The organism is uncultured Aquimarina sp., from assembly GCF_947495315.1.
Classification (GTDB): Bacteria; Bacteroidota; Bacteroidia; order Flavobacteriales; family Flavobacteriaceae; genus Aquimarina.
The window spans coordinates 104007-130518 of record NZ_CANLYD010000006.1 but is presented as its reverse complement, the minus strand read 5'-3'; the positions used below and the strand labels follow the sequence as shown (position 1 = coordinate 130518).

22 protein-coding genes are annotated in these 26512 nt (G+C 33.0%); 13 read left to right on the top strand and 9 right to left on the bottom strand.

The features are described 5' to 3' along the window. Position 1: 1 nt before the first annotated feature. Positions 2-667, bottom strand: coding sequence for a pyridoxamine 5'-phosphate oxidase family protein (locus tag Q0910_RS12480; protein WP_299216799.1), 666 nt, complete (start codon positions 665-667; stop codon positions 2-4). Positions 668-740: 73 nt separating this feature from the next. Here Q0910_RS12480 and Q0910_RS12475 point away from each other — a divergent pair, with 73 nt between their 5' ends. Further along, entirely contained in the window at positions 741-2243 is a 1503-nt protein-coding gene (locus Q0910_RS12475; protein ID WP_299216796.1) for a PLP-dependent aminotransferase family protein, read from the top strand. 3 nt (positions 2244-2246) lie between these two features. Here Q0910_RS12475 and speB read toward each other — a convergent pair whose 3' ends face one another. From speB to Q0910_RS12455, 4 genes are all read right to left on the bottom strand, one after another. Further along, entirely contained in the window at positions 2247-3023 is a 777-nt protein-coding gene (speB, locus tag Q0910_RS12470; protein ID WP_299216793.1) for an agmatinase, read from the bottom strand. Between the two features lie 36 nt (positions 3024-3059). Beyond that, a complete protein-coding gene (locus Q0910_RS12465; protein WP_299216790.1) occupies positions 3060-3632 on the bottom strand; it encodes a pentapeptide repeat-containing protein in 573 nt (190 codons plus the stop codon). A gap of 176 nt (positions 3633-3808) precedes the next feature. Then, the gene (locus tag Q0910_RS12460) at positions 3809-4189 is read right to left on the bottom strand and encodes a VOC family protein (RefSeq protein ID WP_299216786.1); all 381 of its coding nucleotides are present in this window, start codon (positions 4187-4189) and stop codon (positions 3809-3811) included. Positions 4190-4257: 68 nt separating this feature from the next. Further along, positions 4258-5433, bottom strand: coding sequence for a proline dehydrogenase family protein (locus tag Q0910_RS12455; RefSeq protein WP_299216782.1), 1176 nt, complete (start codon positions 5431-5433; stop codon positions 4258-4260). Positions 5434-5599: 166 nt separating this feature from the next. Here Q0910_RS12455 and aroB point away from each other — a divergent pair, with 166 nt between their 5' ends. From aroB to Q0910_RS12430, 5 genes are all read left to right on the top strand, one after another. After that, positions 5600-6670: a 3-dehydroquinate synthase gene (aroB, locus tag Q0910_RS12450; protein WP_299216779.1), complete on the top strand. Its 1071-nt coding sequence runs from the start codon at positions 5600-5602 to the stop codon at positions 6668-6670. A gap of 140 nt (positions 6671-6810) precedes the next feature. Continuing rightward, positions 6811-7695 (top strand): hypothetical protein, encoded by an 885-nt coding sequence (locus Q0910_RS12445; protein ID WP_299216776.1) that lies wholly within the window; start codon positions 6811-6813, stop codon positions 7693-7695. Next, positions 7682-8101, top strand: coding sequence for a hypothetical protein (locus Q0910_RS12440; protein WP_299216773.1), 420 nt, complete (start codon positions 7682-7684; stop codon positions 8099-8101). The genes Q0910_RS12445 and Q0910_RS12440 overlap by 14 nt, the downstream gene beginning before the upstream one ends. A 12-nt stretch (positions 8102-8113) precedes the next feature. After that, a complete protein-coding gene (locus Q0910_RS12435) occupies positions 8114-8704 on the top strand; it encodes a hypothetical protein (RefSeq protein WP_299216770.1) in 591 nt (196 codons plus the stop codon). A gap of 171 nt (positions 8705-8875) precedes the next feature. Then, the gene (locus tag Q0910_RS12430; protein WP_299216767.1) at positions 8876-9592 is read left to right on the top strand and encodes a hypothetical protein; all 717 of its coding nucleotides are present in this window, start codon (positions 8876-8878) and stop codon (positions 9590-9592) included. A 1-nt stretch (position 9593) separates the two neighbouring features. On the opposite strand, the gene Q0910_RS12425 is transcribed toward Q0910_RS12430, so the two are convergent. Genes Q0910_RS12425 through Q0910_RS12415 form a run of 3 tightly spaced genes read right to left on the bottom strand, consistent with a single transcriptional unit; the run spans position 9594 to position 12163 of the window. After that, the gene (locus Q0910_RS12425) at positions 9594-10184 is read right to left on the bottom strand and encodes a hypothetical protein (protein ID WP_299216763.1); all 591 of its coding nucleotides are present in this window, start codon (positions 10182-10184) and stop codon (positions 9594-9596) included. 11 nt (positions 10185-10195) lie between these two features. Beyond that, a complete protein-coding gene (locus Q0910_RS12420) occupies positions 10196-11638 on the bottom strand; it encodes a DASS family sodium-coupled anion symporter (protein WP_299216760.1) in 1443 nt (480 codons plus the stop codon). After that, complete coding sequence (locus Q0910_RS12415; RefSeq protein ID WP_299216757.1) at positions 11639-12163, bottom strand: hypothetical protein; 525 nt, start codon at positions 12161-12163, stop codon at positions 11639-11641. Between the two features lie 457 nt (positions 12164-12620). On the opposite strand from Q0910_RS12415, the gene Q0910_RS12410 reads away from it, so the two are divergent. Next, entirely contained in the window at positions 12621-13007 is a 387-nt protein-coding gene (locus Q0910_RS12410; RefSeq protein WP_299216754.1) for a hypothetical protein, read from the top strand. Between the two features lie 23 nt (positions 13008-13030). Here Q0910_RS12410 and Q0910_RS12405 read toward each other — a convergent pair whose 3' ends face one another. Next, positions 13031-14098, bottom strand: a complete 1068-nt coding sequence (locus Q0910_RS12405; RefSeq protein ID WP_299216751.1) for a methyltransferase — start codon at positions 14096-14098, stop codon at positions 13031-13033. A gap of 909 nt (positions 14099-15007) precedes the next feature. On the opposite strand from Q0910_RS12405, the gene Q0910_RS12400 reads away from it, so the two are divergent. The 6 genes from Q0910_RS12400 to Q0910_RS12375 all read left to right on the top strand — a co-directional run bounded on the left by Q0910_RS12400 (position 15008) and on the right by Q0910_RS12375 (position 26464). Next, a complete protein-coding gene (locus Q0910_RS12400) occupies positions 15008-15784 on the top strand; it encodes a hypothetical protein (RefSeq protein WP_299216748.1) in 777 nt (258 codons plus the stop codon). Between the two features lie 4 nt (positions 15785-15788). Beyond that, positions 15789-18257: a DEAD/DEAH box helicase gene (locus Q0910_RS12395; protein ID WP_299216745.1), complete on the top strand. Its 2469-nt coding sequence runs from the start codon at positions 15789-15791 to the stop codon at positions 18255-18257. A gap of 457 nt (positions 18258-18714) precedes the next feature. Then, positions 18715-21558: an excinuclease ABC subunit UvrA gene (uvrA, locus tag Q0910_RS12390; protein WP_299216742.1), complete on the top strand. Its 2844-nt coding sequence runs from the start codon at positions 18715-18717 to the stop codon at positions 21556-21558. A 105-nt stretch (positions 21559-21663) separates the two neighbouring features. Further along, positions 21664-22353: a TIGR00730 family Rossman fold protein gene (locus tag Q0910_RS12385; protein WP_299216739.1), complete on the top strand. Its 690-nt coding sequence runs from the start codon at positions 21664-21666 to the stop codon at positions 22351-22353. Positions 22354-22391: 38 nt separating this feature from the next. Continuing rightward, a complete protein-coding gene (locus tag Q0910_RS12380) occupies positions 22392-23642 on the top strand; it encodes a T9SS type A sorting domain-containing protein (RefSeq protein ID WP_299216736.1) in 1251 nt (416 codons plus the stop codon). Between the two features lie 41 nt (positions 23643-23683). After that, positions 23684-26464, top strand: a complete 2781-nt coding sequence (locus tag Q0910_RS12375) for a metalloprotease (protein WP_299216733.1) — start codon at positions 23684-23686, stop codon at positions 26462-26464. The last annotated feature ends 48 nt before the right edge of the window (positions 26465-26512 follow it).

The window sequence follows — 26512 nt, the reverse complement described above, 5'->3', positions numbered from 1 at the left end:
TCTATGCTATTTTATTCTTTTCCACATACCTCATTACCGCATCAGGAATTTCAATACTATCCTCCAAATCTACATCAAAAACTGGATCGCTTGCTGCTTGCTTAATTGGTATTACACCTGCCCAAATGGGTAAACTATGATCTTCTTTTTCATCTACAACGCCTTCTGCCCTAACCTTTGCAGAAGCCGTATCCATCTTAATTGCCATTACTAATGTAGCATTAAATTCTTTATCGTTTGGATGTCTAACGTTATCCCAATGTCCTGGAACCATATTATTAAGAATACATTCTAAAGCCTTCATCTTCTCACTTGGATCTTCTACTTTACGAACTTCTCCGAAAACGTTTACCGATCTATAGTTGGCAGAATGATGAAATGCGGATCGAGCTAAAACCAATCCATCTAGGTGAGTAACCGAAATACTAGCACTTCCAGTATCCAATAAATTAGTGATCATTCTATTTTTTAGTGACCCATGGATATAGATGGTATCTCCTTCTCTACCATAAGCAGTAGGAATCACAATAGCGTTATTTTGCCAAACATATCCAACATGGCATAAAAAAGCATCATCCAAAATTTTATTAATTTCTTCTTTATCATAATTCGCTCTTTTAGATCCTCTCACTACTTTATTGAGCGTTGTAACCTGATATTCTGACATTACGTATTCATTTTTTGATTTAAATCAAAATTAGTAGTTTTATGGCGCGTTAAACTAATCCAGTTTATACATTATGAGTAGTCCGGTTGTATTTCCTTTTAAAAGTAACATTGATTTAGACAGAAACTCTAATCGACACCTTTATTTACAATTGTGTGATCAGATGATTGGATTTATTAAATCAGGTAAACTGGCTCCTTCATCAAAACTTCCCGGATCCCGAAAACTATCCGAAGATCTGGATGTCCATCGAAAAACAGTGGTCGCTGCTTATGACGAACTAATGTCACAAGGATGGATTGAGAGCATTCCGGCTAGAGGTACCTTTATAAGCCAGGATTTACCGATTATTAGTCCTAAAAAACTTCGGGGTTTTTCTAATACTACAGATACTAAAAATACAGCTGGTTTTAATTTTAAAAAGCGGAAACATCTTATAAGAAAAGAAATAGAAACTATTCCAGCCGCACTAAAAGTAGACGATGGAGTCCCAGATCACCGGCTAGCTCCGATTGAGGATATTGCTAAAGCCTATAGAAACATCACAAAAAAAGTTCATCATAGAGAACTACTCACCTATGGCGATACATACGGAAATATTGATTTACGTAAGGCATTAGTCATTTACCTTAACCAAACCAGAGGATTAAAAATAACTGTGGATAACATCCTAATCACCAGAGGAAGTCAAATGGGTATTTATCTAGCTAGCCAATTATTATTAAATGACAAAAAAACTATTATCACAGGAAAAACTAATTACATGACTGCCGATAATACGTTTACCGAAGCTAGTGGAGTTATAAAACGTGTTTCTGTTGATGCGCAAGGAATCAATACTAATGAAATCGAAACAATCTGCAAACAACAACCAATTAGTGCCATATATGTGACATCTCATCATCACCATCCTACCACTGTTACCTTATCAGCAGAACGACGTATGCATTTATTAGATTTAGCACAGCAGTATAACTTCGCAATAATAGAAGATGATTATGATTACGATTTTCATTACAGTAATGCTCCTATCCTTCCATTAGCAAGTAATGATGCACACGGAAACGTTATATATATTGGTGGTTTCACAAAGATTATTGCTCCGGCACTTCGTATTGGTTATTTCATCGCTCCAAAAGAGGCAGTAGATGAAGCCGCAAGATTAAGAAGAATCCTGGACAGACAAGGCGATACATTATTAGAACAAACGCTGGCGAGAATGATTAGTAATGGCGATGTACAAAGACATAGTAATAAGGTACGAAGGATATATAAAGCACGTAGAGATTTGTTCTGTAAACTATTACAGAAACAACTAGGAGATTTTTTTGATTTTGAAATCCCTAAAGGCGGAATGGCAGTTTGGGTACAATTAAAGAAACCATATCAATGGGACTTGGTAATGGCAGAAACCAGAAAACTAAATCTAGTATTCATAAATGATTGGAAACGGTATGATAATGACAACACTGGTCACAATGGTTTTAGAATAGGTTTTGCAGCATTAAATGAGGAGGAAATTGTAGAGGTAATCGAAAAATTAGCAAGTGTTCTGAATAGCATTAAAATAACATAAGTTTCACATCATTTTCACTAAAATTTCTTTCATCATTTTTGTTGCCAAAAAAGCGGTCATATTCTGAAAATCTCTATTTGGGTTATATTCTACAATATCGGCTCCAATAACTTCGGTTTCTATACTTTGTATAAGATCAACTACCTGTCGAGACGTTAAACCACCAGGTTCATGATGCGATACTCCTGGAGCGAAAGCAGGATCAAACCCATCCATATCTAATGAAATGTACAGTGGATTTTCAAACTTTGGTATTAATGATATATCATAATCTTTCATCTGATGAATCTCCACATTGAATTTACTAGCTTGAGCAGCTTGATGTGGATTCAATGTCCTGACACCTACCTGAACTAATCTGGCTGCAAATCCATTTTCCATAATTCTTGCAAACGGACATGCATGAGAATATTGATCTCCTTCATAATCGTTATAAAGATCTGAATGCGCATCAATTTGTAGAATATCAAATTTCTTATACTTCTGCTGATATGCTTTAATAATGGGAAATGTAATCGAATGATCACCACCAAGTGTAAAAACTTTATCATAAGAATCTAAATGTTTTTCTGTGATTTTTTCAATATCAAAATATTTTTCAATTTCAAAATCACCCTTATCTTCTATAGCCGGAGTATCAATGCTAACTCCATTTTCTGCACATAAATTAAGAGATCCACAATGTAAAATTTCTCTAATTATTGGAGGAGCTAGTTTTGGACCTTTCTGAAATGAAGACTTATCATCAAACTGTATTCCTTGTACAACTATTTTGCTCATCTTATGATATTACTTTATAATTTAAGATTCTATTCTCTATTTTATGACCAAATCATACTTTCTTAATAAACCGATCAGTCCTGTTTCAGAAAACTTAGCCTGTTTCAGTTTATTCTGAGCAGGATCAATGTCAAAATTTAATGCAGATGTAAAATCTGCCTTTTCCGCATTTGTTTGTTTAAAAACTGCATTAGTTAAGTCACAATTTTCAAAACTTGATCCAGTAAGATTAGCTTCCGTAAAATCAGCTTCAACAAGTTTACAATCAACAAATCTTGTGTTTTTTAGCTGAAACCCATAAAAAGATGCATAATCAAGTTTACACCCTTTAAACGCTACAGAAAACATAAAGTCATTACAACTGCTAAAATTCGCTCCCAATAACTTACAATCTTCAAAAACGCTTTCATCTCTAAACGCTGTTTGCTTCATCATTACTTTTGTAAAGTTACAATCAGTAAATCTGCATTCTAAAAATGTAACCACAGATATGTCTGCTTCAGTAAAATTACAATTAGTAAAAGTGCAATTATCATACTCCTTGCTAGTCAGTTTCTTATTAGAAAAGTCTTGATCAGTAAAGGTTTGGTTAACTGTTGGATTGTTCATATTATTATAATCTCTTATAAGAACTAACTCCTTCTCCCTTGAGGGAGAAGGTTGGGATGAGGGTGTTCATCCAAATTCTCTCAATTTACTCCTCCCTTTGAAATAGAGGAAACTCATATAGTTTTTATGATTACGATAGAGAAATTAATTGTAGAGAATTTCAAACTAATAAAATGTCAACTTTTAACCCTCCAAGGTGGATTCTTTCTATTGTCTCCTGCAAAATACAAAATGATTTGATTCCCATCAGGATCTTTAAGCCTTGCTTCTCTCCATAACCAACTTTGATCTATAGGTAATTGATCAAAATCTACTCCTTCTACAACCAATCGTTCTACTTCCTGATCTAATTGTTCGGTTTCAAAATATACATAAATCCCATCTCCATCAGGTAATTTTTCAACTTGATGTATAGAAAAAGTAGCATTTCCTTCTTTACATTCAAAACGAGCATAATGAGGCAACGCTTTTACGATTAATCGTAAACCTAGTTTCTCATAAAAAGAAATAGATTGCTCTACATTAATCGACGGAACTGTAACTTGATTTAGGTTCATGGTTTTTGGTTCGCAATTAGCAGTATGCAGTCAGCAGAAAAAAACTGCTTACTTAAAACTGCCAACTATTATAACTTTCTTCTTTTTCTTTCCTTAGATAACAAATCTAATTCTCTGGTAGTTTGTCCGGCAACAGAGGTATTTTCTTCCGCCCTACGAATCAGATAAGGCATTACATCTTTTACAGGGCCAAAAGGTAGGTATTTAGCTACATTATAGCCTTCTGCTGCAAGATTAAAACTTATATGATCACTCATACCATATAACTGCCCTAACCAAACTCTGGGATCACTCTTAATTACTTGTTGTTTTCTCATCAACTCGATAGCTTGATAACAGCTCTCTTCATTATGGGTTCCTATAAATACAGAAATATCATCAAGGTTTTGTAATATATACTCCAGAGTAGTATTAAAATTAAGATCTGTAGCTGCTTTACTTTCGCAGATTGGCGTTGGGTATCCTTTTTCTGCAGCGCGATCGTTTTCCTTTTCCATATACGCACCACGTACGATCTTCATTCCGATCTTAAAACCAGACTCTTTAGCTTCTTGTTGTAACTTCTTCAAATATTCAAATCTGTCGTGTCGATATAACTGTAATGTATTATATACAATTGCTTTCTCTTTATTGTATTTCACCATCATCTTAGCTACTAACTCATCAGCAGCATCCTGCATCCAGCTTTCTTCGCCATCAATTAACAATGGAACATCACATTCATACGCTTTTTTACATACCTGATCAAAACGCTCTTCTATCCTACTCCATTCTTTTTCTTCCTCTACAGATAATTCAGTACCTTCTGTCTTCTTCTGCCAAACTAAAAACCTTCCTAAACCTGTAGGCTTAAACACCCCAAACGGAATCGCTTCTTTTTGATCAACAAAGTCCAAAATTTCCATTGTTTTCTCCAATACGTGATCAAACTGTGCTTCTTCTTCCTTGCCTTCTACAGAATAATCTAATACTGAAGAAACTCTACCTTTAGTATACATCTTTTCTACTACTGGTATACAATCCTCTTCATCCACACCACCACAAAAATGATCAAAAACTGTGGCTCTAATCAGACCTTGTACAGGTAAATGAGCTTTTAATGCAAAATTTGTAACCGCAGTACCAATTCGAACAAGAGGTTCATTGGCGATCATTTTAAAAAGAAAATATGCTCTTTCGAGTTCAGAATCACTTTTTAAAGCAAAAGCGGTTTCTGTATTATCAAACAAAGTATGTTCCTTCATTAAGTGCAAATTTTAAAGATTCGTAACAATTATAGTAAATTCATTAAAATAATGATAGTATTATCACCTACTACCTATTTGTTTTAAGATATCTACAAATATAGAACTTGGAAGTTTATTTTATTACAAATTCTGCTTAATTTCACCGCCTGTAAAAACACCTTTTATGAAGCCCATTGTTTCTAAAGATTCTATCGTATATTTTAACGATGAATGTTATACCGCACTTAATGCTTATTTAGAAAAAGCTAGTCATTCTAAAATCTTTATTCTAGTAGATAGTAATACCTATCAGAACTGTTATGCTCATTTTATGAGTAAAATAGAAAAGGAATATGAGATTGAAGTTCTGGAAATTGAACCAGGAGAAATCAATAAAAACATCGATACTTGTAGTAGTATCTGGAGTGTATTAGCAGAATATGGAGCGGATAGAAAAAGCTTGCTCATAAACCTTGGTGGTGGTGTCGTAACTGATCTTGGTGGTTTTATTGCCTGTACTTATAAACGTGGTATTAGTTACATCAATGTTCCAACTTCATTATTGGCGATGGTGGACGCTTCTGTTGGCGGAAAAACCGGTGTAGATCTTGGTAACTTAAAAAACATGGTGGGTGTTATCAGTGAATCCGAAATGGTATTGGTAGATACCGAGTTTTTGGGAACGCTACCTGTCAATCAAATGTGCAGTGGTTTTGCAGAAATGCTAAAACACGGATTGATCCAGGATAGAGCTTATTGGGAAAAAATGAGTGATCTTTCTAAATTAACTACTGATGATTTGGATCAATTGATTTATGATTCTGTGGTTATTAAAAATAAAATTGTTTTTGAAGACCCAACAGAGCAAAACATTCGAAAATACCTGAACTTCGGTCATACTTTAGGTCATGCTATTGAGTCTTTTTATCTAACACATCCAGAAAAACCTGAATTACTGCACGGTGAAGCAATTGCCATCGGAATGATTCTGGAAGGATTTATTTCTGCAGCACAGTTATCTTTGAAGGAAGAAGAACTTATCATAATCAGCCAGGTAATTCTTGCCACATTTCCTAAAGTAGATATTGATCCTAATGATTATAAAGAGATCATGGAACTACTGGTACATGATAAGAAGAATGAAAAAGGAAATATCTATTTTGTATTACTTACTACAATTGGTGAGGCAAAATATAACTGTATTGTTTCTGATGATTTGATCATCGATGCTTTTGAGTATTATGCATCATTGTAATCATGCTAGACGAGCACTTCTTATGAACAATATAGTATATACAATATATACTATATTAAAAAAAAACTATTTGATTATTGGGGAAAATATAGTTTATTTGTTGTGGTTGTTTTGATTTAAAGCAACAGTTGTTGAAACCTATGAACTATATACAAGAATTTAGGAATACCCTACTATCCCAAAATGACATTGCCAAAAAACAGATTGAGTTGGATCACCTGACTCGAAATAGTTATCCTACACGCATTCATCCTAATAGTCAAAAAACCTTTTCATTATTAAAGAAAAAGGTAGCAGAGAAGATTAAGGAACTGGAAGCGAAGTTACCCAATGCCAATGGCGCAGATAAAAAAGACCTGCAAGCCCGTATCAAAGAGCTAAAAGATGCCCAAAAAGAATTTAAAGTCATTGAGCAATCTAGTACTACGTATTCTTTTAACATTAGACCTCAACCTGAATTTGTATTTAAAGGTAAGGATAAGAGTACTATTTTTTATGATGGCTCACTTGGAACATTAATTAATGAACTAAAACACGCATTTCAGTTCGAGAACGGACAAATGGAATTTATAAAGGTAAACAACTATGGTAACATTAAATATGATACAGGACTAACCTATGATGTGTTTGATGAATTAGCCACCTACAAACGACAGTATGCCTTTGATGGAGTGTTAAAGATGTATATATCCTTATCAGAGCAGGAAATTTTTGCAGGGGCGCACAGAGTGCTTACAGGGGATAAAAATTTTGGAACGGTAGAGATTAAGAGAATGAAGGATATTAAAGTAGCTGTCATTGCCAAAGTATCGGATGGTTATGCTTTGGACGGTTTGTATCAAAGAATCTCTCAGAACGAACTGGATATCCATAGCAGTGCTAAAGAAGTATTTAATGCGAATAAAAAAAATCGATTTGAAGACGTTTTAAATATTAGTTTAGGTTCTGCCGATAAGAAAAAACCGTATCTTGACTATATCAAAGTTTTTATACAGAAAAAACCTGTTATCTATGCGAAGTATTAGCCTTGTAATTTTTCTTTTTTCATTTTTAAATAGTTGTTCTGCTCAAAGGAACACAGTAGATAAACTTTATTTATACTCATATACGAACAAACCAACTGTTCTTGATAATAGTATTCAATTTGAAGCAGATAGCACTTTGTTTATATCAGGAGGAAAAGGACAATATGCGTATAGTACATTTCCTAATTATAAAGTATTAAATGACTCTACCTACTTGATATATTATCCTAATTTTAAACTTAGGAAACCAACCAAAGAAGAATTAAAAGATACCCTAAGAACCCAAATATATATGGCTGATGTGTTTAATGATACTATTTACTGGAAAAATGATAAAGAATTTATTTTTAGAGAACGGCTTTTTAAATTATATGAATACAAAGGCATTCCGCTAGAAGATCAATAAAACCAATTATCTATGCGAAGTATTAATTTATTATCATTCTTTTTATTATCTCTTTTAGATAATAGTGGTTACGAAGGATACTGTCAAGATGATATAACTGATGAAGGGATATTTATAACTTATTTTTCCGAATCTCTCCGACATCACGAAGTTACTTTAAAAAATACAGAATTACGTATAAAAACTTTTCCAAAAGGACTATTCCCTTCTACAGATGTTACTTTTCGACTAAAAAAAATAAATGATTCAGTATTTCAAACTATTGCGGAAAACTGTTTGCTTTCTAAATATCCTGATGATAATGCTTTAACAATAGAACAATTTTGTGACAAAAAAATCAAAATAATTTCAAAAGATGAATTTTTAATATTAGAAAATTGTGAACCATATTTCAGAAAATCTTATATCGATAGTCTAACTAATAGTGAGTTAATGTTTTCTATAAATGGGAAATTAAAAAAGAGAATTGAATTAAGCGATGAGGATTCTGTAGTTTTTAAAAAAACAAGACGTAGGCAAGTCAAATGGTGGAAAGGAAAAGAAGCTTTTGATAAATACGGAGCTATTGGATTATATAGTGTTTTTGAGATAAAACCTAAATAATTTAAATTACATGAATACAAAGGTGTTCCTTTAGAGTATCAATAATTTACCTACTAATTTAAATACATCCATACACTTTCTGATAAGCAAATCATCTATATTTATCATAAAATACTTCACTTTAATATCAGTTTGATTTAATATCTTTAAACCTAATTAAATCACAACACTTTGAAAAAAAGACTCTTTAAACTTCTCAAAATATTCTTTACAAGCCTAGTAGTAATTGTAATCTTTCTGATTGCTATTCTATATTTCTCACTTCATAAAAAAATGCCTGAAGGAACACCGGGAGCAGAAGCTGATAATTTTGCTATGCAGATCCAAAAAGCGGTACAGCACGATAAATATGTGAATACCGATTATATACAATGGACTTTTCGGAATAAAAATCATTATCTCTGGAATAAAAAATCTGGCAAAGTGGAAGTAACCTGGGAAGGCTATAAAGCTAACTTAGATCTTCTAAACTCTATAAATAGTACAATAACAAAAAACAATGCGCCTATTGATAATCCAGAAAAGGATAAACTACTAGAGAAAGCCTTGTCATATTTTAATAATGATTCTTTTTGGGTAGTAGCACCACACAAACTATTTGATGAAGGGGTTACCAGAAGACTGGTCAATCTCGAAGATGGATCTAAAGGCTTGCTGATCACCTATGGTTCTGGAGGCACTACTCCTGGTGATTCTTACTTATGGAAAGTGGATCAAAACTACCTACCGAAAAGCTATCAGATGTGGGTTTCTTTACTACCAATCGGTGGTGTTGAAGCAACCTGGGGAAATTGGACCACTACAGAAAGTGGTGCTTACCTAGCCCAACAACATAAACTATTAGGTTTTGGGATTCCGATAACCAATCTGAGAGCTTGGAATGAATAAGTCATTCGCATTCATAATTATAGAAATCAACAATTAAACTAAAATCATTTTTTGTAAGTTCTTCTTGTTCGATTTTTTCGATAAGCTCGTTACAATCCTTAAAATAATCTAAAGCAACTTTTTTAAAATTAACACTAAAAAATCCACTTGATATCAAAGGAGTTACCTCTTTCTCTCCTTCTCTTTGTACATAATAATCATTTAGATTTTTTCCATATCCATAAACAGGTTGCCCATCACTACCTATAGGTTGAAAAACTCCTTTAAACTTTTTATAAATAGTTAATTTTCCTTCTTCTATTAATTCTAGGTATTTGTACTTTGATGTTCCTTTAATTTTTTTATATGCTCTAAAATAAACTCCATCTTTCTTGTAAATCTTAATCTTTTCGACATCTTTTAAATCGATAAAACGAGGTTTTTCTTTTTTGTTCTTTCTATACTTCATTGTACCATCAGAAAGAGTTTTTCCTAAACCCTTTAATCGAGTACCATCTTTAAAAATTAGAACAACGCCATTTTTTTGACTATATACTTCTGATTCATTAATACCAAACAAGATAATTAAAACGAAAAATACATTTTTAAGCATATTAATTTCTATTAGAATAACATTGACACATAAAACTTAAACAACAAGACCAAAAGTATTACAGAGATTATATTAAGAATTAATCCCGCTTTTACCATTTCGGATACTTTTACGTAGCCACTGGCAAAAACAATTGCATTCGGTGGTGTGGCCATTGGTAGCATAAATGCACAACTAGCCGCCATTGTTACGGGTATTAATAAATGTAACATTGGTACATCGAGACCTATAGCGATTCCTGCCACTACAGGAACAAAAATTGCTACTAATGCTACATTACTCATTAACTCTGTCATAAAGAGCATAAAAACAATCAACAATAGCGTCACTACTAGCAAGCTTAACCCTTGATTAGCTGCGATCATATTAGCTACCAATTCTATCAATCCTGCGTGAGACAAACCACTTGCTAACGCTAATCCTCCACCAAATAAAATAAGTATTCCCCAAGGTAATTTCTCAGTGTCTTTCCAGATTAGTGTAAACTCTCCCTTACTAAGTTTAAAAGGAATCACAAACAAAGCAAATGCTCCCATCATACTAATCCCTGTATCTGATAATTTAAGATCAGGAAAAAAACCATTAATCGTAGTTCTGGAAATCCATAAAAATATGACTACACAAAAAATAGTAAGTACTCTGCGTTCCGTTTTCTTTACTTTACCTAGTTTTTTTAATTCCTGATCAATCACATCTTTGGATGCAGCAAAACTTTCAATCCGATTGGGGTATATCCATTTTACGATCACAAAATAAATAATTCCGATCATCAACAAAGAAAAAGGCAATGCCAGTAACATCCAATTCAGAAAAGAGATTTCTATCTGATATTCATTTTCTAAAAACCCGACTAATACAGAGTTTGGCGGTGTTCCGATAATTGTTGCTACGCCTCCCACATTCGCAGCAAAAGCAATACCAAGCATAATACTCAGGGCAAAGTTTCGATCATTCTTAGTAAAACCATCTTCATCATCTACTAATAACTGGATAACAGACAACGCGATAGGTAACATCACTACGGTACATGCCGTATTACTGATCCACATACTCATAAAAGCTGTAGCAATCATAAATCCCAGAATGACCCGATCAGGGCTTGTTCCTGTGATTTTAATGATCGATAACGCAATTCGTTTGTGCAGATTCACTTTTTCTAACGCCAGAGCCATTACGAAACCTCCAAAAAACAGAAATACGATTGGACTCCCATAACTTTGAGAAACTGTTTTGAGATCTAAAACTCCTACTAAAGGGAATAAAATCAATGGTATCAAAGCAGTTACCGATATAGAAACCGCTTCTGTAATCCACCAAACTATCATCCATATAGCCACCGAAATTACTTTATCAGCAATTTCAGAAACTAATACTATCGGAAGATTGATCAACACCAGAAACAATATGGGTCCTGCAATCAATCCAATTTTTTTAATCAGTGGATAGGGTGTCATTTATTTTTTGCTACTTCCTGTGAACTGTTGAGATTTATTATTGAATAGTACATTAAATGTAGTTAAACTACCATACATTCGTGTAATGTATTGTTGCAGATCTACCTTATCCTGATCATCTATTACCTTAGAGCTATTGATCTTTTGTTCCATCACACGGATGCGATCTCTTACCATGACTATTTTATGAAAGAAAGTATCAATCGGAATCTCTTTAGAAGCAAGATTCGTATCACCCGGCTCTAATATGATCTTACCACCTTTCCATTTATCAGCAATAGGAACAACTTCGGAGATATCACTGTAGCGCTTTAATAATTCTCTAAAGGTTTTTTCTACTTCAAAGAAACTTACAGTATCCACTTCATCTTCTACTCCATCAATCACTTCGAAATCTTCATCTACATCAATGGTTTCTAATCCATTTTCTATAAAAGTTACCCAATACATTTTTGCTGTTACATTAGTAACTACACCCAATCCATATGTTGGATGTTTTATTCTGGAGCCTATTCCTAATATCATTGGTATTTGTTTTTAAGCTAAAATATAAAAGTATGACGGTTTAACCGATATGATACCATATAAAATCTAATATTCGGAATTATTGGATTGAGAAAACTTTCCTATATCCGGACTTCGGCTACGCTCAGCCCTCGGGTATCGAACCCTGAGCTGTCACACTGAGCCTGTCGAAGTGGTAGCCGAAGGGTGAGCCTGTTGAAGGCAGAGCCGAAGCCCGAGTATCCCCAGAAAGTAAGGTCGTCAAACCTGCTTTCATAACGTAAACAACACACAATCGACTACTACATATTCTTGTAGTAGTATCTCATTATTGTATATAAACTATAGCAACTTTGGTGGTTGGTATAGTTTAGTGAATAAGATTGAAGAAAGGATATATGGTTAACTAGGTAATGTTGTAGTGCATTTGACGCAACCATTTCATTGTTTCTGAATCTATAAAATATAACTTTAAAATATGAAAATTAGAATCTTGACCCTGATTTTAGTATCTAGTATTATATTCTTTACAAATTGCTCAGAAAATGATGAGGATAACATTCAACCCAAAATAGAGGGAAAATACACTGGAACTTTTGAACGAAATGGACAAACTACAAATGTTGAATTAAATTTTATTGATGGAACCTATTCTGGAGAAAGTGAAGTAGAAAAATTTCCTGCAATTTGTAACGGAAATTTTTCTATATCTGATAATTCAATTGAATTTGAAAATATTTGTGTTTGGACTGCTGAATTTGATTGGACTCTAATTCTAAGTGACAAATGGAATTACAAAATAGAAAACAATATTTTGACAATCACAAAATCTAATGGAGATAAATACACTTTGACGAAAAAATAAAACGCATTACGACATTTCAAAAATCAATTATTAATCAACACCCAAAGTTCAACGGCTTCAGAAGAGCGCCAGTACTGATTTCGTTTTGTTTTTTCAGAAGCAATTTTCACTGTTTTTTTAAAACATTTTTCTAATTGAAATCTTCCACCTTCAGCTAGTTCCTTTTCTATTGGGTGGTCTTTTGTAACATTAGTTATTTGAGCCAAATTAGAGAATATGATGACCAGCTTTCCTTCTGGTAATAGCCTTTTTTTTGCTTCCGAAAAAAAATCAGGAAAAAGATTTTTATTATAATAAATAGCTTCGTCATTGCTATCAATATTTCGAGATTCTGGTAACCAAGGTGGATTAAAAACAATCAATTCGGTCTGCTTTTCCCAAGCGCCAAAAAGATGTCCAAAACTTAATTCTATCTTTCTAGACAATTTTGTGTCTGTCATAAACTCAGTTAGTCCAACGATCGCATTAGGATTTGTATCTGTACCAAAAACCTTCTGAAAACCATATTTTACCATTTGAAAAGAAAGTACACCGCTCCCAATACCGACATCTATTGCGGATTTTTTAGGTCCTTTATAGCGTTTTAACCAATTGTCGAAAAGTATTAAATGATCAAAACGTGTAGGGAAATAAGTACCGTAATAAGGATGTATTTTATTTCGTAATACAGGAATAGAAATTCCATTTTGGAACCATTGCCAAGCACTATTTAAACCTTGAACTTGAGGAAAGGGTAATAGGAAATCACTAGTTTCGGGATACAACTTTTTTAACCAACCTATAGACGGTGATTTTTTTACGATCAATTTATGAGCTACAATTTCTATTAAAACAAGATTTGATAGCGTATGATATGCTAAGCGGTACTCGCGTTGCTCCTTAAAAGACGTGCCTGGAAACTTTATTTTAAGATGTATCTGCAACTCCTTAAGAAGAGATAACCCATTGCTATAAAACGCTGTTATCAGTATTGGCGTACCAGCTTCTAATGCTTTAATCGTATGCTTAACATTTGTGCCGCGATTAAATAACTCTAATTGTTTTCCAGACACCATAGGTTCTGGTCTGTTTATTTGAATATCTGTAGTCATGGATTGGTATTACTTTCTAAGAAACAACATCTTGTGTGCTCATTTCGGTTCTTTAATTGATAAAAATTAACTGTCTGCGAGTATGTTCTGGAAGTCTTTTTAGATATTCTGGATGAATAGGAACACGTTTCTTATCCTCTTTTTTGAAGTTCTGATAACCCCCATTTTTAACAAAGCCATATTTTTTTTGAATTGAAACGAATTGCAGAGTAATGACATTAGCAAAGCGTAAGATTAAAATCACTATTAAATAGTTAGTTACTTACTAGCAATCAGGCATTAAGTTGGCCACTAGAGTTTCATTAATCAAAATAAGAGCTTTTAAACAAAGCCTCAACCATTCGCTGAAGTAGTGCGAAGAGGTAATTAATATCAAGAGATAAATAATACTATATCAAAGATACTTTATTAAAACCCTATTAGATACACAATGTCTAAGTAATATCTAGTAATACGCATTATTCTTTGGATTTACTGTAAAACAGAAAGCATCCATAACAGTGTATCCTATGAAACACAGTTAAGAAAATTTCCCTATATTCGGACTTCGACTACGCTCAGTCCTTGGTATCCGAACCCTGAGCGGAGCCGAAGGGTTAACCTGTTGAAGGCAGAGCCGAAGCCCGAGTATCCCCAGAAAGTAAGGTCGTCAAACCTGCTTTCATAACGTAAACAACACACAATCGACTACTACAATTTCTTGTAGTGGTATCTCATCATTGTATATAAACAAAAGCAACTACGGTTTCCCGTAAAGGATTGTTTGATGGTTGGTGTAGTTTAGCGTAAGGAGAATTAAATAGTATATATGGTTATGGAATGTGGCTGTGTATATATTATAAATAAGATATGTGTGCACTGGTGCATAATTATTATTAGTTGCAACTACTTATTAAACAAAGCAAATCAATGAATATTACTTCTACAATTGACAATGTTTCTGAAAGCCTAATACTACATTTCATTGATATTGGTGATTATGACAACGCTATTAAGGAGGCAATTGAAAATAATATTTCAAAAATCTGTAACGGAATTGCTGGTGATGATGATATTGAAGTTTTAAAAATTGAAATGCGTAATTGGTTTTTAGGAAAAGATGAAGCCAAAGTATGTGGATTTATTTCTGAATTTTTTTGTCATTTATATTTAAATCAGTTGAGTTTTGAGCAGCACTTTTTGTTCAGGAATCTGGAAGAAACTAGAGCAATGAAAAAAGGCTTCGATGGGCTTTATCAATTTAATAATGAACTATTTCTATATGAAAGCAAATCAACGTTACCAACAACAGATTCGACTCACAATGCAAATATTGGTGAAGCGTACCGTGATTTAAGAGATAAATTAAATGGATCAAAAAAAGACTCACAAGGAAACCCATTAGATCCGTGGGCTAACGCAGTTAATCATGCGAGCCTTCAACAGATTAACCCAAACAAATCACTCATACAAAACCTTAATGATTTTAAAAAAAAATTCATCAAAAAAACTTTTGAAAACATCAAAAATTTTAACATCATTCCAAGTTCGACTATCTATATGGGAGACGATTGGGAATGTATTGACAATGTTGCCTTGAAGACAAGGTTACTAACTTTAATTAAGAAATATGAATACAAAAAAATTAATGTCATCTGTGTAAATAAAAAATCGGTAGATGGTTTTCTTGAATATTTAAATTCTTAATATGATGTCTGAAAAACAACAATTAACTCTATTGAAGAATAGTACAGAATTTAATTCGATTTTTTCAAAACTAATTGTCAATGACGGATCCATTTCAGCTAAGGACAAAGAGTATATTCTTCTTTGCGCTCTTTTATTTTTAAAAGTATATAATGAGGATAGCCGTTACAGAAGCTATTTTAAGATTGGTTACTATATCATCCTAAAATACTCCCTTTTATTTAGTGACTTCCGACCGCTTTTTGAGATTAGCATGCAAATAGGATTTTATCCTATTTGTAAAACAATTTTAAATCAAGAGTTAATAACCATAGAAAGCATATCTGAACTTATTTCGTATAATATAGTAAATAAAAAATTTGAAAATTCAAGAGAAGGTTATCTTGAAACTTTAGAGCAAAATATATCTGGACGCGACCTTTTAATAAGTGACTCTGCAAGCCTACTTTATATTGCTCCCACATCATTTGGGAAAAGCTCATTGATAAAAGACTTTATTTTGAAAGATGAGTATCATAAAATTGGAATAATTGTTCCTACTAAATCTCTTTTGGTTCAAACTTATAAGGATATTAAAGCATTAAACCTTAACTATAAACTAATAACCCATGATGAAATGTACAATGGAGAAGAAAGGTTTATTAGCATTCTAACTCAAGAAAGAGCAACAAGAATGTTGAGAAAAAATGTGGCATTTGATATTTTATTCATTGATGAAGCCCACAACATTTTTCGATACAACAAAAAAAATTCTAGAGGTGTTTTACTTGCAAGATTTATTAAAGGTAATCAAGCACTAAATAATAGACAAAAAACAATCTACCTATCTCCATTAATCGATGACCCTCAAAACATTAGACTCGAGAATAACAGTGAAATAACTTCAGCAAAAGTGAAGCACAATCTAAAATCTGAAGATATATTTCTCCTAAAAGAACAAATGGTCTCAATATATAATCGTTTCACTAACGAATATATAGGTGTAAACCAAAATGTTGGGTTCATGGATTATATTCTTTCAAATTCTGAAAGTAAAAACTTCATATATAATTTTCGCCCAATAAAAATTGAACAATTAGCAAAAGAAGTTTTTGAAAACATAAAAGAGGTGATTGAAGAGTCAACAATAAACCTCATAGTTTCAACTCTAACAAGTCAAGTTCATGAAAACTTCTATGTAAACAAATACATAAAAAAAGGAATAGTATATATTCATGGAAAGATACCTAATCAAATAAAGGAATACTTGGAATACAAGTTCAAAACAATCACAAGTCTAAAGTATATTGTTGCCAACAAGGTAATACTTGAAGGAATCAACTTACCTATTGATACTATTTTTGTAACAAGTACCGCATATTTAGATGGTAAGGATTTGGTTAACTTGATTGGTAGGGTAAACAGATTAAATTTTGTTTTTCAAGAAAATAATCTCAAAAAACTTAATCCAAAAATTCATTTTTTAGATTTACCAAAATATCAAGGTTCTTATTCTATGACAAACAAAATTGAACTACTTAGAAACCATAGCTTTAAAGATAAAATCCAAAACCCTTTACTCACATCCTACGATATTGATAAGCTAGACTTTGCGAAGACAGAGTTTTTAACTAAACAACAGGTAAAAGAGCGTCGGAGAAGAGAAGATCTACTAATTAAGGATAACACCAAATTCCTAATAGACAATATTGAAAATCAAACACCATTAATACGTGCAAAGAAATATTTTATTGAAAATAATTTTGAAGAGTTTTATAGCAATGTTGACGAAGCAATAAGTCAAATTATATCCAATATTGACGTTTCTAAAAATGAAAACTGGACTGATATAGATTTAATTCAAAAAATTGTTAGAATATTTATTAATAACAATATAGAGATAATTAAAGATTTTGAAATTGAAAGATTAAAAAATCCAGCTGCCCAGAATTACTACAATTTCTATTTAAAAAATACTCAGAAACAATCACTAAAAGAGAATATAATTAAGACATTAAATTATCTTAAAAAGAAATCGAAATCAGTTGATCCATATATGTTTATTGGAAAATCCTATGGTGAAGTAGTCAGGAATTCAACTGCATATAATAGTCATATATATAAAGATACAGTTTATGTCAATTTAACAAATAAATCAGATGAAGTACTCGTTAATTTGAGTATAGTAAAGTTGAAGATTGAAGAGGACTTTGTAAATTATAAACTGAATAAGCTCATTGTTTTTTTATTCGATTTTGATTTAATTTCTGAAGAAGAATATTTGACACACATTTATGGAACAACTAATTCAGAATTAATAAAGCTAATACGTTTAGGTTTGGCTCCAAGTGTAGTACATAAAATTATTGAAGAAGAGCAGGCACAAAACTTAAAACTGAATGATTTTGGAAATCTTGAAGCGAATATGGACTTTATGCAATATTTAAATTTACAAAATGATTTATTTAAATTTGAAATTCAAAAGTATTTGTAAAGGCTAGTTTTAGCGTTCCGCTCGTGTCTATCCAACCCACCACAAAAACAAACAACCCACAAGCCAAAAATGCTTGCAGGTTGTTTAGGGGTAATCGCTAAGCTGTCGTGATCCCTCGCCAAGGATAGGTGTGTTAGAGCGAAGGCTTCGGTATGCTGCACCAAGACATCGGCAACCAACGCCAACGCATGGATACCCTACGCGAACGACTCAATCAGTCTCGCCAACCATTCGCTTTGCATTACCAACCGTGGACTGAGGCTCTCGAAGCCCGGTTCACCTAGAATCACCCTTCGGCTACGCTCAGGGTTCGGGTTCCGAGGGCTGTACTTCGGTAAACTCAGCAGCCGCGAAGCCGAAGTCCAAAATTATAACAGCTATTTAACAATTGTAAAAGCCAACCCCATTTTACTAAGAGCTATCAAATAACTACATTTGCAATCTTGGTTAAAAATTTATGGCGATATCAGATGAAAATATAGAGGTTTTAGGGGCAAGAGTTCATAATCTTAAGAACATTGATGTCACTATACCTCGTGAAAAATTAGTAGTAATTACCGGACTTTCGGGCTCTGGTAAATCATCACTGGCTTTTGATACTATTTATGCAGAAGGACAGCGTAGGTATATTGAAACATTCTCTGCCTATGCCAGACAATTTCTAGGCAGCCTGGAGCGACCTGATGTAGATAAAATCGATGGTCTCTCTCCTGTAATTGCTATAGAACAAAAAACAACCAGTAAAAGCCCAAGAAGTACCGTAGGAACTATTACAGAGATCTATGATTTCTTACGACTTTTGTTTGCTCGTGGAAGTGATGCCTATAGTTACAACACAGGCGAAAAAATGGTTAGTTATAGCGATGAGCAGATCAAAGATCTTATTCTCAAAGATTTTAACGGTAAACGAATCAACATCCTCGCTCCTATTGTAAGATCCAGAAAGGGACATTATCGCGAACTTTTTGAACAAATAGCGAAACAAGGTTTTGTAAAAGTACGCACCGATGGTGAAATCAAAGATATCACCAAAGGAATGAAGTTGGATCGTTACAAAATGCACGATATAGAGATCGTTATTGATCGTCTTGCTGTTAGTGACGACAAAGATAATTCTAAACGTTTGATGGAGACTATCAATACCGCTATGTATCACGGTGACGATGTATTGATGGTAATTGAACAAGAATCTCAAGAAGCACGGTTTTTTAGTAGAAATTTAATGTGTCCGTCAAGCGGAATTTCCTATCCAAATCCTGAACCAAATAATTTTTCATTTAACTCACCAAAAGGTGCCTGTCCTAAATGCAATGGGATTGGAAATTTATATGAAGTAAATACAAAAAAAATCATCCCTGATGATTCTAAATCTATCAAAAGTGGTGGTTTAGTTCCACAAGGCCCACAAAAGAATAACTGGATTTTTAAGCAATTAGAATTAATCGCACAACGCTTTGATTTTAAACTAAGTGATCCTATCAAGAAGATTCCTGAAGAAGCGATGGAAGTCATTCTTTATGGTGGGAAAGAAAAATTTAGTATCGATAGTAAAACCTTAGGAGTTACCAGAGAATATAAAATTGATTTTGAAGGTATTGCCACTTTTATAGATAATACGTATACCAATAATGATTCTACTTCTCTACGTAGATGGGCAAAGGATTTTATGGACAATATCCAATGTCCTGAATGTAATGGATCCAGACTGCGCAAAGAATCCTTATACTTCAAAGTAGGCGAAAAAAATATTGCCGATCTGGCTAATATGGATATTATTGAGCTGGCAGATTGGTTTATTAATCTTCCGGATCAACTAAATGAAAAACAAAAGCAAATTTCAGGAGAAATCCTTAAAGAAATTAATGCCCGACTACAATTTTTAATTGATGTAGGATTAACATATTTATCTCTAAACAGAAGTAGTAAATCACTTTCTGGTGGAGAAGCACAGCGTATTCGTTTGGCAACACAGATAGGTTCTCAATTGGTTGGGGTATTATATATCTTAGATGAGCCGAGCATTGGATTACATCAACGTGATAATGAAAAACTGATTAATTCTTTGGTTCAACTGAGGGATATTGGTAATTCTGTTATCGTTGTGGAGCACGATAAAGATATGATCGAGCGAGCGGATCACGTAATTGATATTGGTCCCAGAGCAGGAAAACACGGTGGTGAAATTATCAGTGAGGGAACTCCAGAAGATTTAAGAGATCACGATACATTAACCGCTGATTATCTAAGTGGTAAAAGACAAATAGAAGTTCCTGCTAAAAGAAGAAAAGGAAATGGTAAAAAGATTTCTTTAACAGGTGCTACAGGGAATAACCTGAAAAACGTTTCGATCGATATTCCTTTAGGTAAGATGGTGGCTGTTACGGGAGTTTCTGGTAGTGGTAAATCTACATTGATAAACGAAACACTCTACCCTATTCTTAATGCTTATTATTTTAATGGTGTTAAAAAACCAATGCCTTATAAAAAAATTAAAGGTTTAGAGCACGCGGATAAAGTAATCGACATTAATCAATCACCAATTGGTCGTACACCACGCTCTAATCCTGCAACATATACCGGAGTATTTTCTGAAATCAGAACATTGTTCTCTAAAACACCAGAAGCTATGATCCGCGGATATAAACCAGGACGTTTTAGTTTTAATGTTACTGGCGGTAGATGCGAAACGTGTAAAGGAGGTGGTCTACGTGTTATCGAAATGAATTTCTTACCAGATGTTTATGTAGAATGTGAAACTTGCCAGGGAAAAAGATTTAACAGAGAAACTTTAGAAATAAGATATAAAGGAAAATCTATTTCTGATGTATTAGAAATGACCATTAATGAGTCTTGTGAGTTTTTTGATCAAATCCCTAAAATCTTTAGAAAATTAAAAACTATTAGGAGTGTTGGCTTGGGATACATTACCTTAGGCCAGCAATCTACTACGCTATCGGGTGGTGAAGCACAGCGTATTAAATTGGCAACCGAATTATCAAAAAGAGATACCGGAAATACTTTTTATATATTAGACGAACCGACAACAGGACTTCATTTTGAAGATATCAGGGTATTAATGGAGGTATTAAATGAACTGGTAAACAAAGGAAATACGGTATTAATTATAGAACATAATCTGGATGTTGTAAAAATGGCCGATTATATTATAGATATCGGATATGAAGGAGGAAAAAATGGTGGAGAAGTTGTAGCAAAAGGAACTCCAGAAGAAATTATTAAAGACAAAAACAGCTATACCGCAAAATTTTTGAAGAAAGAGTTAGAAGTAAGTAATCCATAAGAATAATTACTAAATTACATGCTTCACTTTTAAAATAAATAAACAAATAGAAACAACCAATCAAGGCTACATCAGCTATTTGCTGAAAGCCATAAAATATAATTTATGAGAAAAGAAAGACGTCACAAAGGATGGAATGAGATAAAAACAAATGATTCATGGGCAATCTTTAAGATCATGGGAGAATTTGTTAATGGATTCGAAAGAATGAGTAAAATTGGGCCTTGTGTTTCTATTTTTGGATCTGCTAGAACCAAGACTGATGATAAATACTACCAATTAACTGTAGATGTAGCTCAAAAAATTGTAGAACACGGTTATGGAGTTATCACCGGTGGTGGTCCAGGTATTATGGAAGCTGGTAATAAAGGAGCTCATTTAGGTGGAGGAACATCTGTAGGACTTAATATAGAATTACCGTTCGAACAGCACGATAACCCTTATATTGATAGTGATAAAAGCTTGGACTTTGATTATTTCTTTGTTCGCAAGGTAATGTTCGTAAAATACTCTCAGGGATTTGTAGTAATGCCAGGAGGATTCGGAACCTTAGATGAGCTTTTTGAAGCGATCACCTTGATACAAACCAAAAAAATTGCAGTATTTCCTATTATTTTAGTAAGTACTGAGTTCTGGGGAGGACTAATGGACTGGGTTAAAAGTACTTTATTAAGTAAATTCGGAAATATTAGTGCTGGAGATATGGATTTGATTCACGTAGTAGATACTCCAGAAGAAGTATTAGATATATTAGATAAATTCTATGGAGAATACAATCTAAGTCCTAATTTCTAAAAAGTATCTCTTTTCACACAAACTCAACAAACTCAACAATGAAAAGAACATTAATAATAGTCATCGTATTTTGTAGTGCCCAAATTTCATTTGGCCAGGCTACTATTAAAACTATGTTTTATAACGTTTTAAACTACCCTTCTGCTCCACCCACAAATAGAGAGGAAATATTAGAAACTATCATAGACAGTTATGAACCTGATATTTTTATGATTTGTGAATTGGAAACCGAAGCCGGAGGTGATGAAATACTAAATAGTTCATTAAATGATGATGCTAATAATTATTCTAGTGCTCCTTTCTTAAGTAATTTTTCTAATTCTGATGTAGAATTACATCAATTTCTGTATTATAACAATCAAAAGTTTACTTTAATACAAAGCCAAAGACTAATAACCACAATAAGAGATATTAACTGGTATACACTAGAATTAATTTCAGATGATCAAGCGAATAATCCTATTAGAATAGAAGTTTTTGTGGCTCATCTTAAAGCCAGCAGAGGTGCTGACAATGAGACCAAACGTCTTAATATGGTAAGAGAGTTTACGGACAACTATGCTAATCTGGATGAAAATGATTATGTGATTTTTGCAGGCGACTTTAATTTATATTCATCAGAAGAACCGGCTTATCAAGAATTATTAGACGCTAATAATAAAATTATCATGGTAGATCCTATAACTACTCCGGGTGATTGGAGCAGTAACAGTACTTTTACGAATATACATACACAAAGTACACGTATAAGTAGCGATGAGTTTGGTGATTTTGGAAGTGGCGGTGGACTGGATGATCGGTTTGATTTTATTTTAATGTCAGAAAACATGGTAAATAGTCCAGAATTAAGTTATACACCCAATACTTACTCCGCGTATGGCAATAACGGTAATTGCTATAACCAACGTATTGATAATATTGATTGTACGGGGTCATTTGATAGTGCACTGAGAGATGCATTATATAATATGAGTGACCATTTACCCGTTGTGATGGAGTTACAAGTAAATCAACAATTACTTAGCAGTCCAGAATTTGTGGAAACTGTAAAAACTATACAATTAAACAGTGGTACTATAATTGATGATATTCTATCTTTACAAATAAATAATCATCCGGAACCTATAGATTTCAAGATATACAATACTTTAGGGCAAGAAATAATATCCTTTTCTGCAAATGGAAATAGTATTACTAATATTCCTGTATCTGCATTGAGCAAAGGAATGTACTACCTTGTTCCAGTTAGCATGAATAGTAACACGATTAAATTTTTAAAGAAAAATTGAGCTTCTCCAGAATATTCCATATAATTTTTACTCTCTTTGCATTGCAGGCTGTTTCAGCTCAGCATACTATAAGTATTGATGGAGTTCTGGATGCCGAAAATAAAGTAATATCGATACAACAAGAGATTACTTACACCAACGATTCTAAAGACACCTTACAAGAAATATTTTTACACGATTGGGCGAATAGTTTTAACAGTAAAACTACTCCGCTTGGCGAACGCTTTTCTGAAGATTTTTTAAAACGATTCTATTTTGCAAAGGATTATGAGCGCGGAGCCACCGCTATTGAGTCTATTACTGATCAATCTAAAAGTAGTCTAACCTGGACACGTCATAATCAAACTCCTGATATTATACAATTAGACATTGATAAACCATTATATCCTGGAAATAGTTTTACGTTTAGTTTAACCTATAAAGTAAAAATTCCTAGTGAAAAATTCACGCGATACGGTTATCATAGAAATGGAGATTTCAGCCTTAAGTATTGGTATATTGTTCCTGCTGTATATGATACAAAATGGAATGTCTATAGCCATAAAAACCTGGATGACTTATATGCTCCATTAGCCGATTACGCAGTAAATATAACCGTACCATCTTACTATAATCTTACTAGTGAATTTGACCAAAAAGAAGTATCTCCACCTAATGAGGATACTAAAAATGTGCAACTTCTTGGCAAAAACAGAAACGAAGTAAACTTATATCTGGAAAAAAATAATTCATTTTATAACTTCCAGATGAATGGGTTAAAACTTATTAGCAATATAGAAGATAATGATTTAATGCCAGAGATGAAAAGTGTGGCAACAAAAAGAATCATTAAGTTTTTAGAAAAAAGATTAGGCTCCTATCCATTTGGTAAAATTTTAGTTTCAGAAAATGATTACAAAAACAATCCTGTATACGGCTTAAACCAATTACCAGACATATTACGACCGTTTCCAGATGGTTTTCAATATGAAATCAAACAGCTAAAATCAATTACCGAAAGCTACCTGGAAAAGACATTAATCATAAATCCCAGATACGACGCCTGGATAAAAGATGCTATTCATATCTACTTAATGATGTCCTATACTGAACAGTATTATCCAGATATGAAAATCATAGGAAACCTAAGTAAAGTTATCGGTATCCGATGGTTTCATGCTGCAGATTTAGATTTTAATGATCAGTATTTTCTAGGATACAAAAATATGGCAAGGTTGTTTTTGGATCAACCTCTTACTGAACCACAAGATAAGCTCATAAAATTCAATAAAAATATTGCCAATGCTTATAAAGCAGGAATTGGTTTTAAATATTTAGAAGATTATCTGGAAGATGATAACATTTTAGCAGAAGCAGTTAAAAATTATTACCACGATAATGCTTTAAAGCTTACAAATTCTAAGGAATTTGAGAAAATCTTAAGTGATTTAACTCCTAAAAATATTGATTGGTTTTTTGAAGATTTCATCCCTACCAATGAGAAGTTGGATTTCAAAATTAAATCGATTAAAAAAAGAAAAGACTCTCTTGAAGTTACTATAAAGAATAAAAGAAATAACGCAATGCCTGTCTCATTGGCTGGGTTAAGAGATGGACAATTAGTCTCCAAAACATGGGTAACTAATATCACAGGAAAGAAGAAAGTAAAAATAGCTAATGAAGATATCGACAAATTAGTTTTAGATTATGATCAAAATATACCAGAAGTAAACCGCAGAAATAATCACCGAAATCTAAAAGGGATTTTTAATAAACCAATACAATTCAGGTTCTTACAAGATGTTGAAGACCCCACACGTAGTCAGGTGTTTTATATTCCAGAATTTGAGTTTAACGTTTATGATGGTCTAACTATTGGTTCTAAATTTTATAATAAAACATTCATAAGAAGAGATTTTGATTATAGAATTACGCCTAGCTATGGTTTTCTGTCTAAAAAACTAATCGGTTCTGCTTTTTTTCAATATAGAGATCAAATTGCGGATTATGGGCTTTACCAGATTAGATATGCGTTTAGTGGTAGTATGTTTAGTTATGCTCCAGATTTATTATTTAGGCGTTTCTCCCCTTCTGTTGATTTTTCTTGGAGACCACAAGATCTAAGATCTAATGAGAGACAACGATTATCCATACGTAGTGTAAATGTATTTAGAGAGCGCGACGACGATAATCCGGTAGAAACTCCAGATTACAGTGTTTTTAATGTTAGATACAGGTATTCTGATTTTAATCTTTTAGACTTTACTTCTTATATATTTGATTATCAAATAGCCAAAAACTTTAGTAAACTATCTACCACCTTTAATTACAGAAAAGTCTTTTTGAACAATAGACAAATAAACCTTCGTTTGTTTGCAGGAGCTTTCCTTTATAATGATACCGAAAAAGATGGTGATTTTTTCAGCTTTGCTTTAGATCGACCAACCGATTATCTTTTTGATTTTAACTACTTAGGACGTAGTGAAGACACCGGATTAGTAAGTCAACAAATTATCATTGCAGAAGGAGGATTTAAATCTCAACTTGATTATCCTTTTGCTAACCAATGGATCACCACACTTAATGCCAACACCAATATTTGGAAATGGATATATGCATATGGAGATGTTGGTTTTGTTAAAAACAGAGGGATGTCACCAAAATTTGTATATGATGCAGGTGTGCGAGTGAGTCTTGTTGCTGATTATTTCGAACTTTTCTTTCCTGTAGCCTCTAATAATGGTTTTGAAATCAATCAACCTAACTACAATGAGCAGATTCGATTTATTATTACATTAAGTCCACAAACACTTATTGGTCTATTTACCAGAGAATGGTATTAGTAAAGATTGAAGTATTTTTAAAATAATTTCTTCCTTCAATACTCCAGT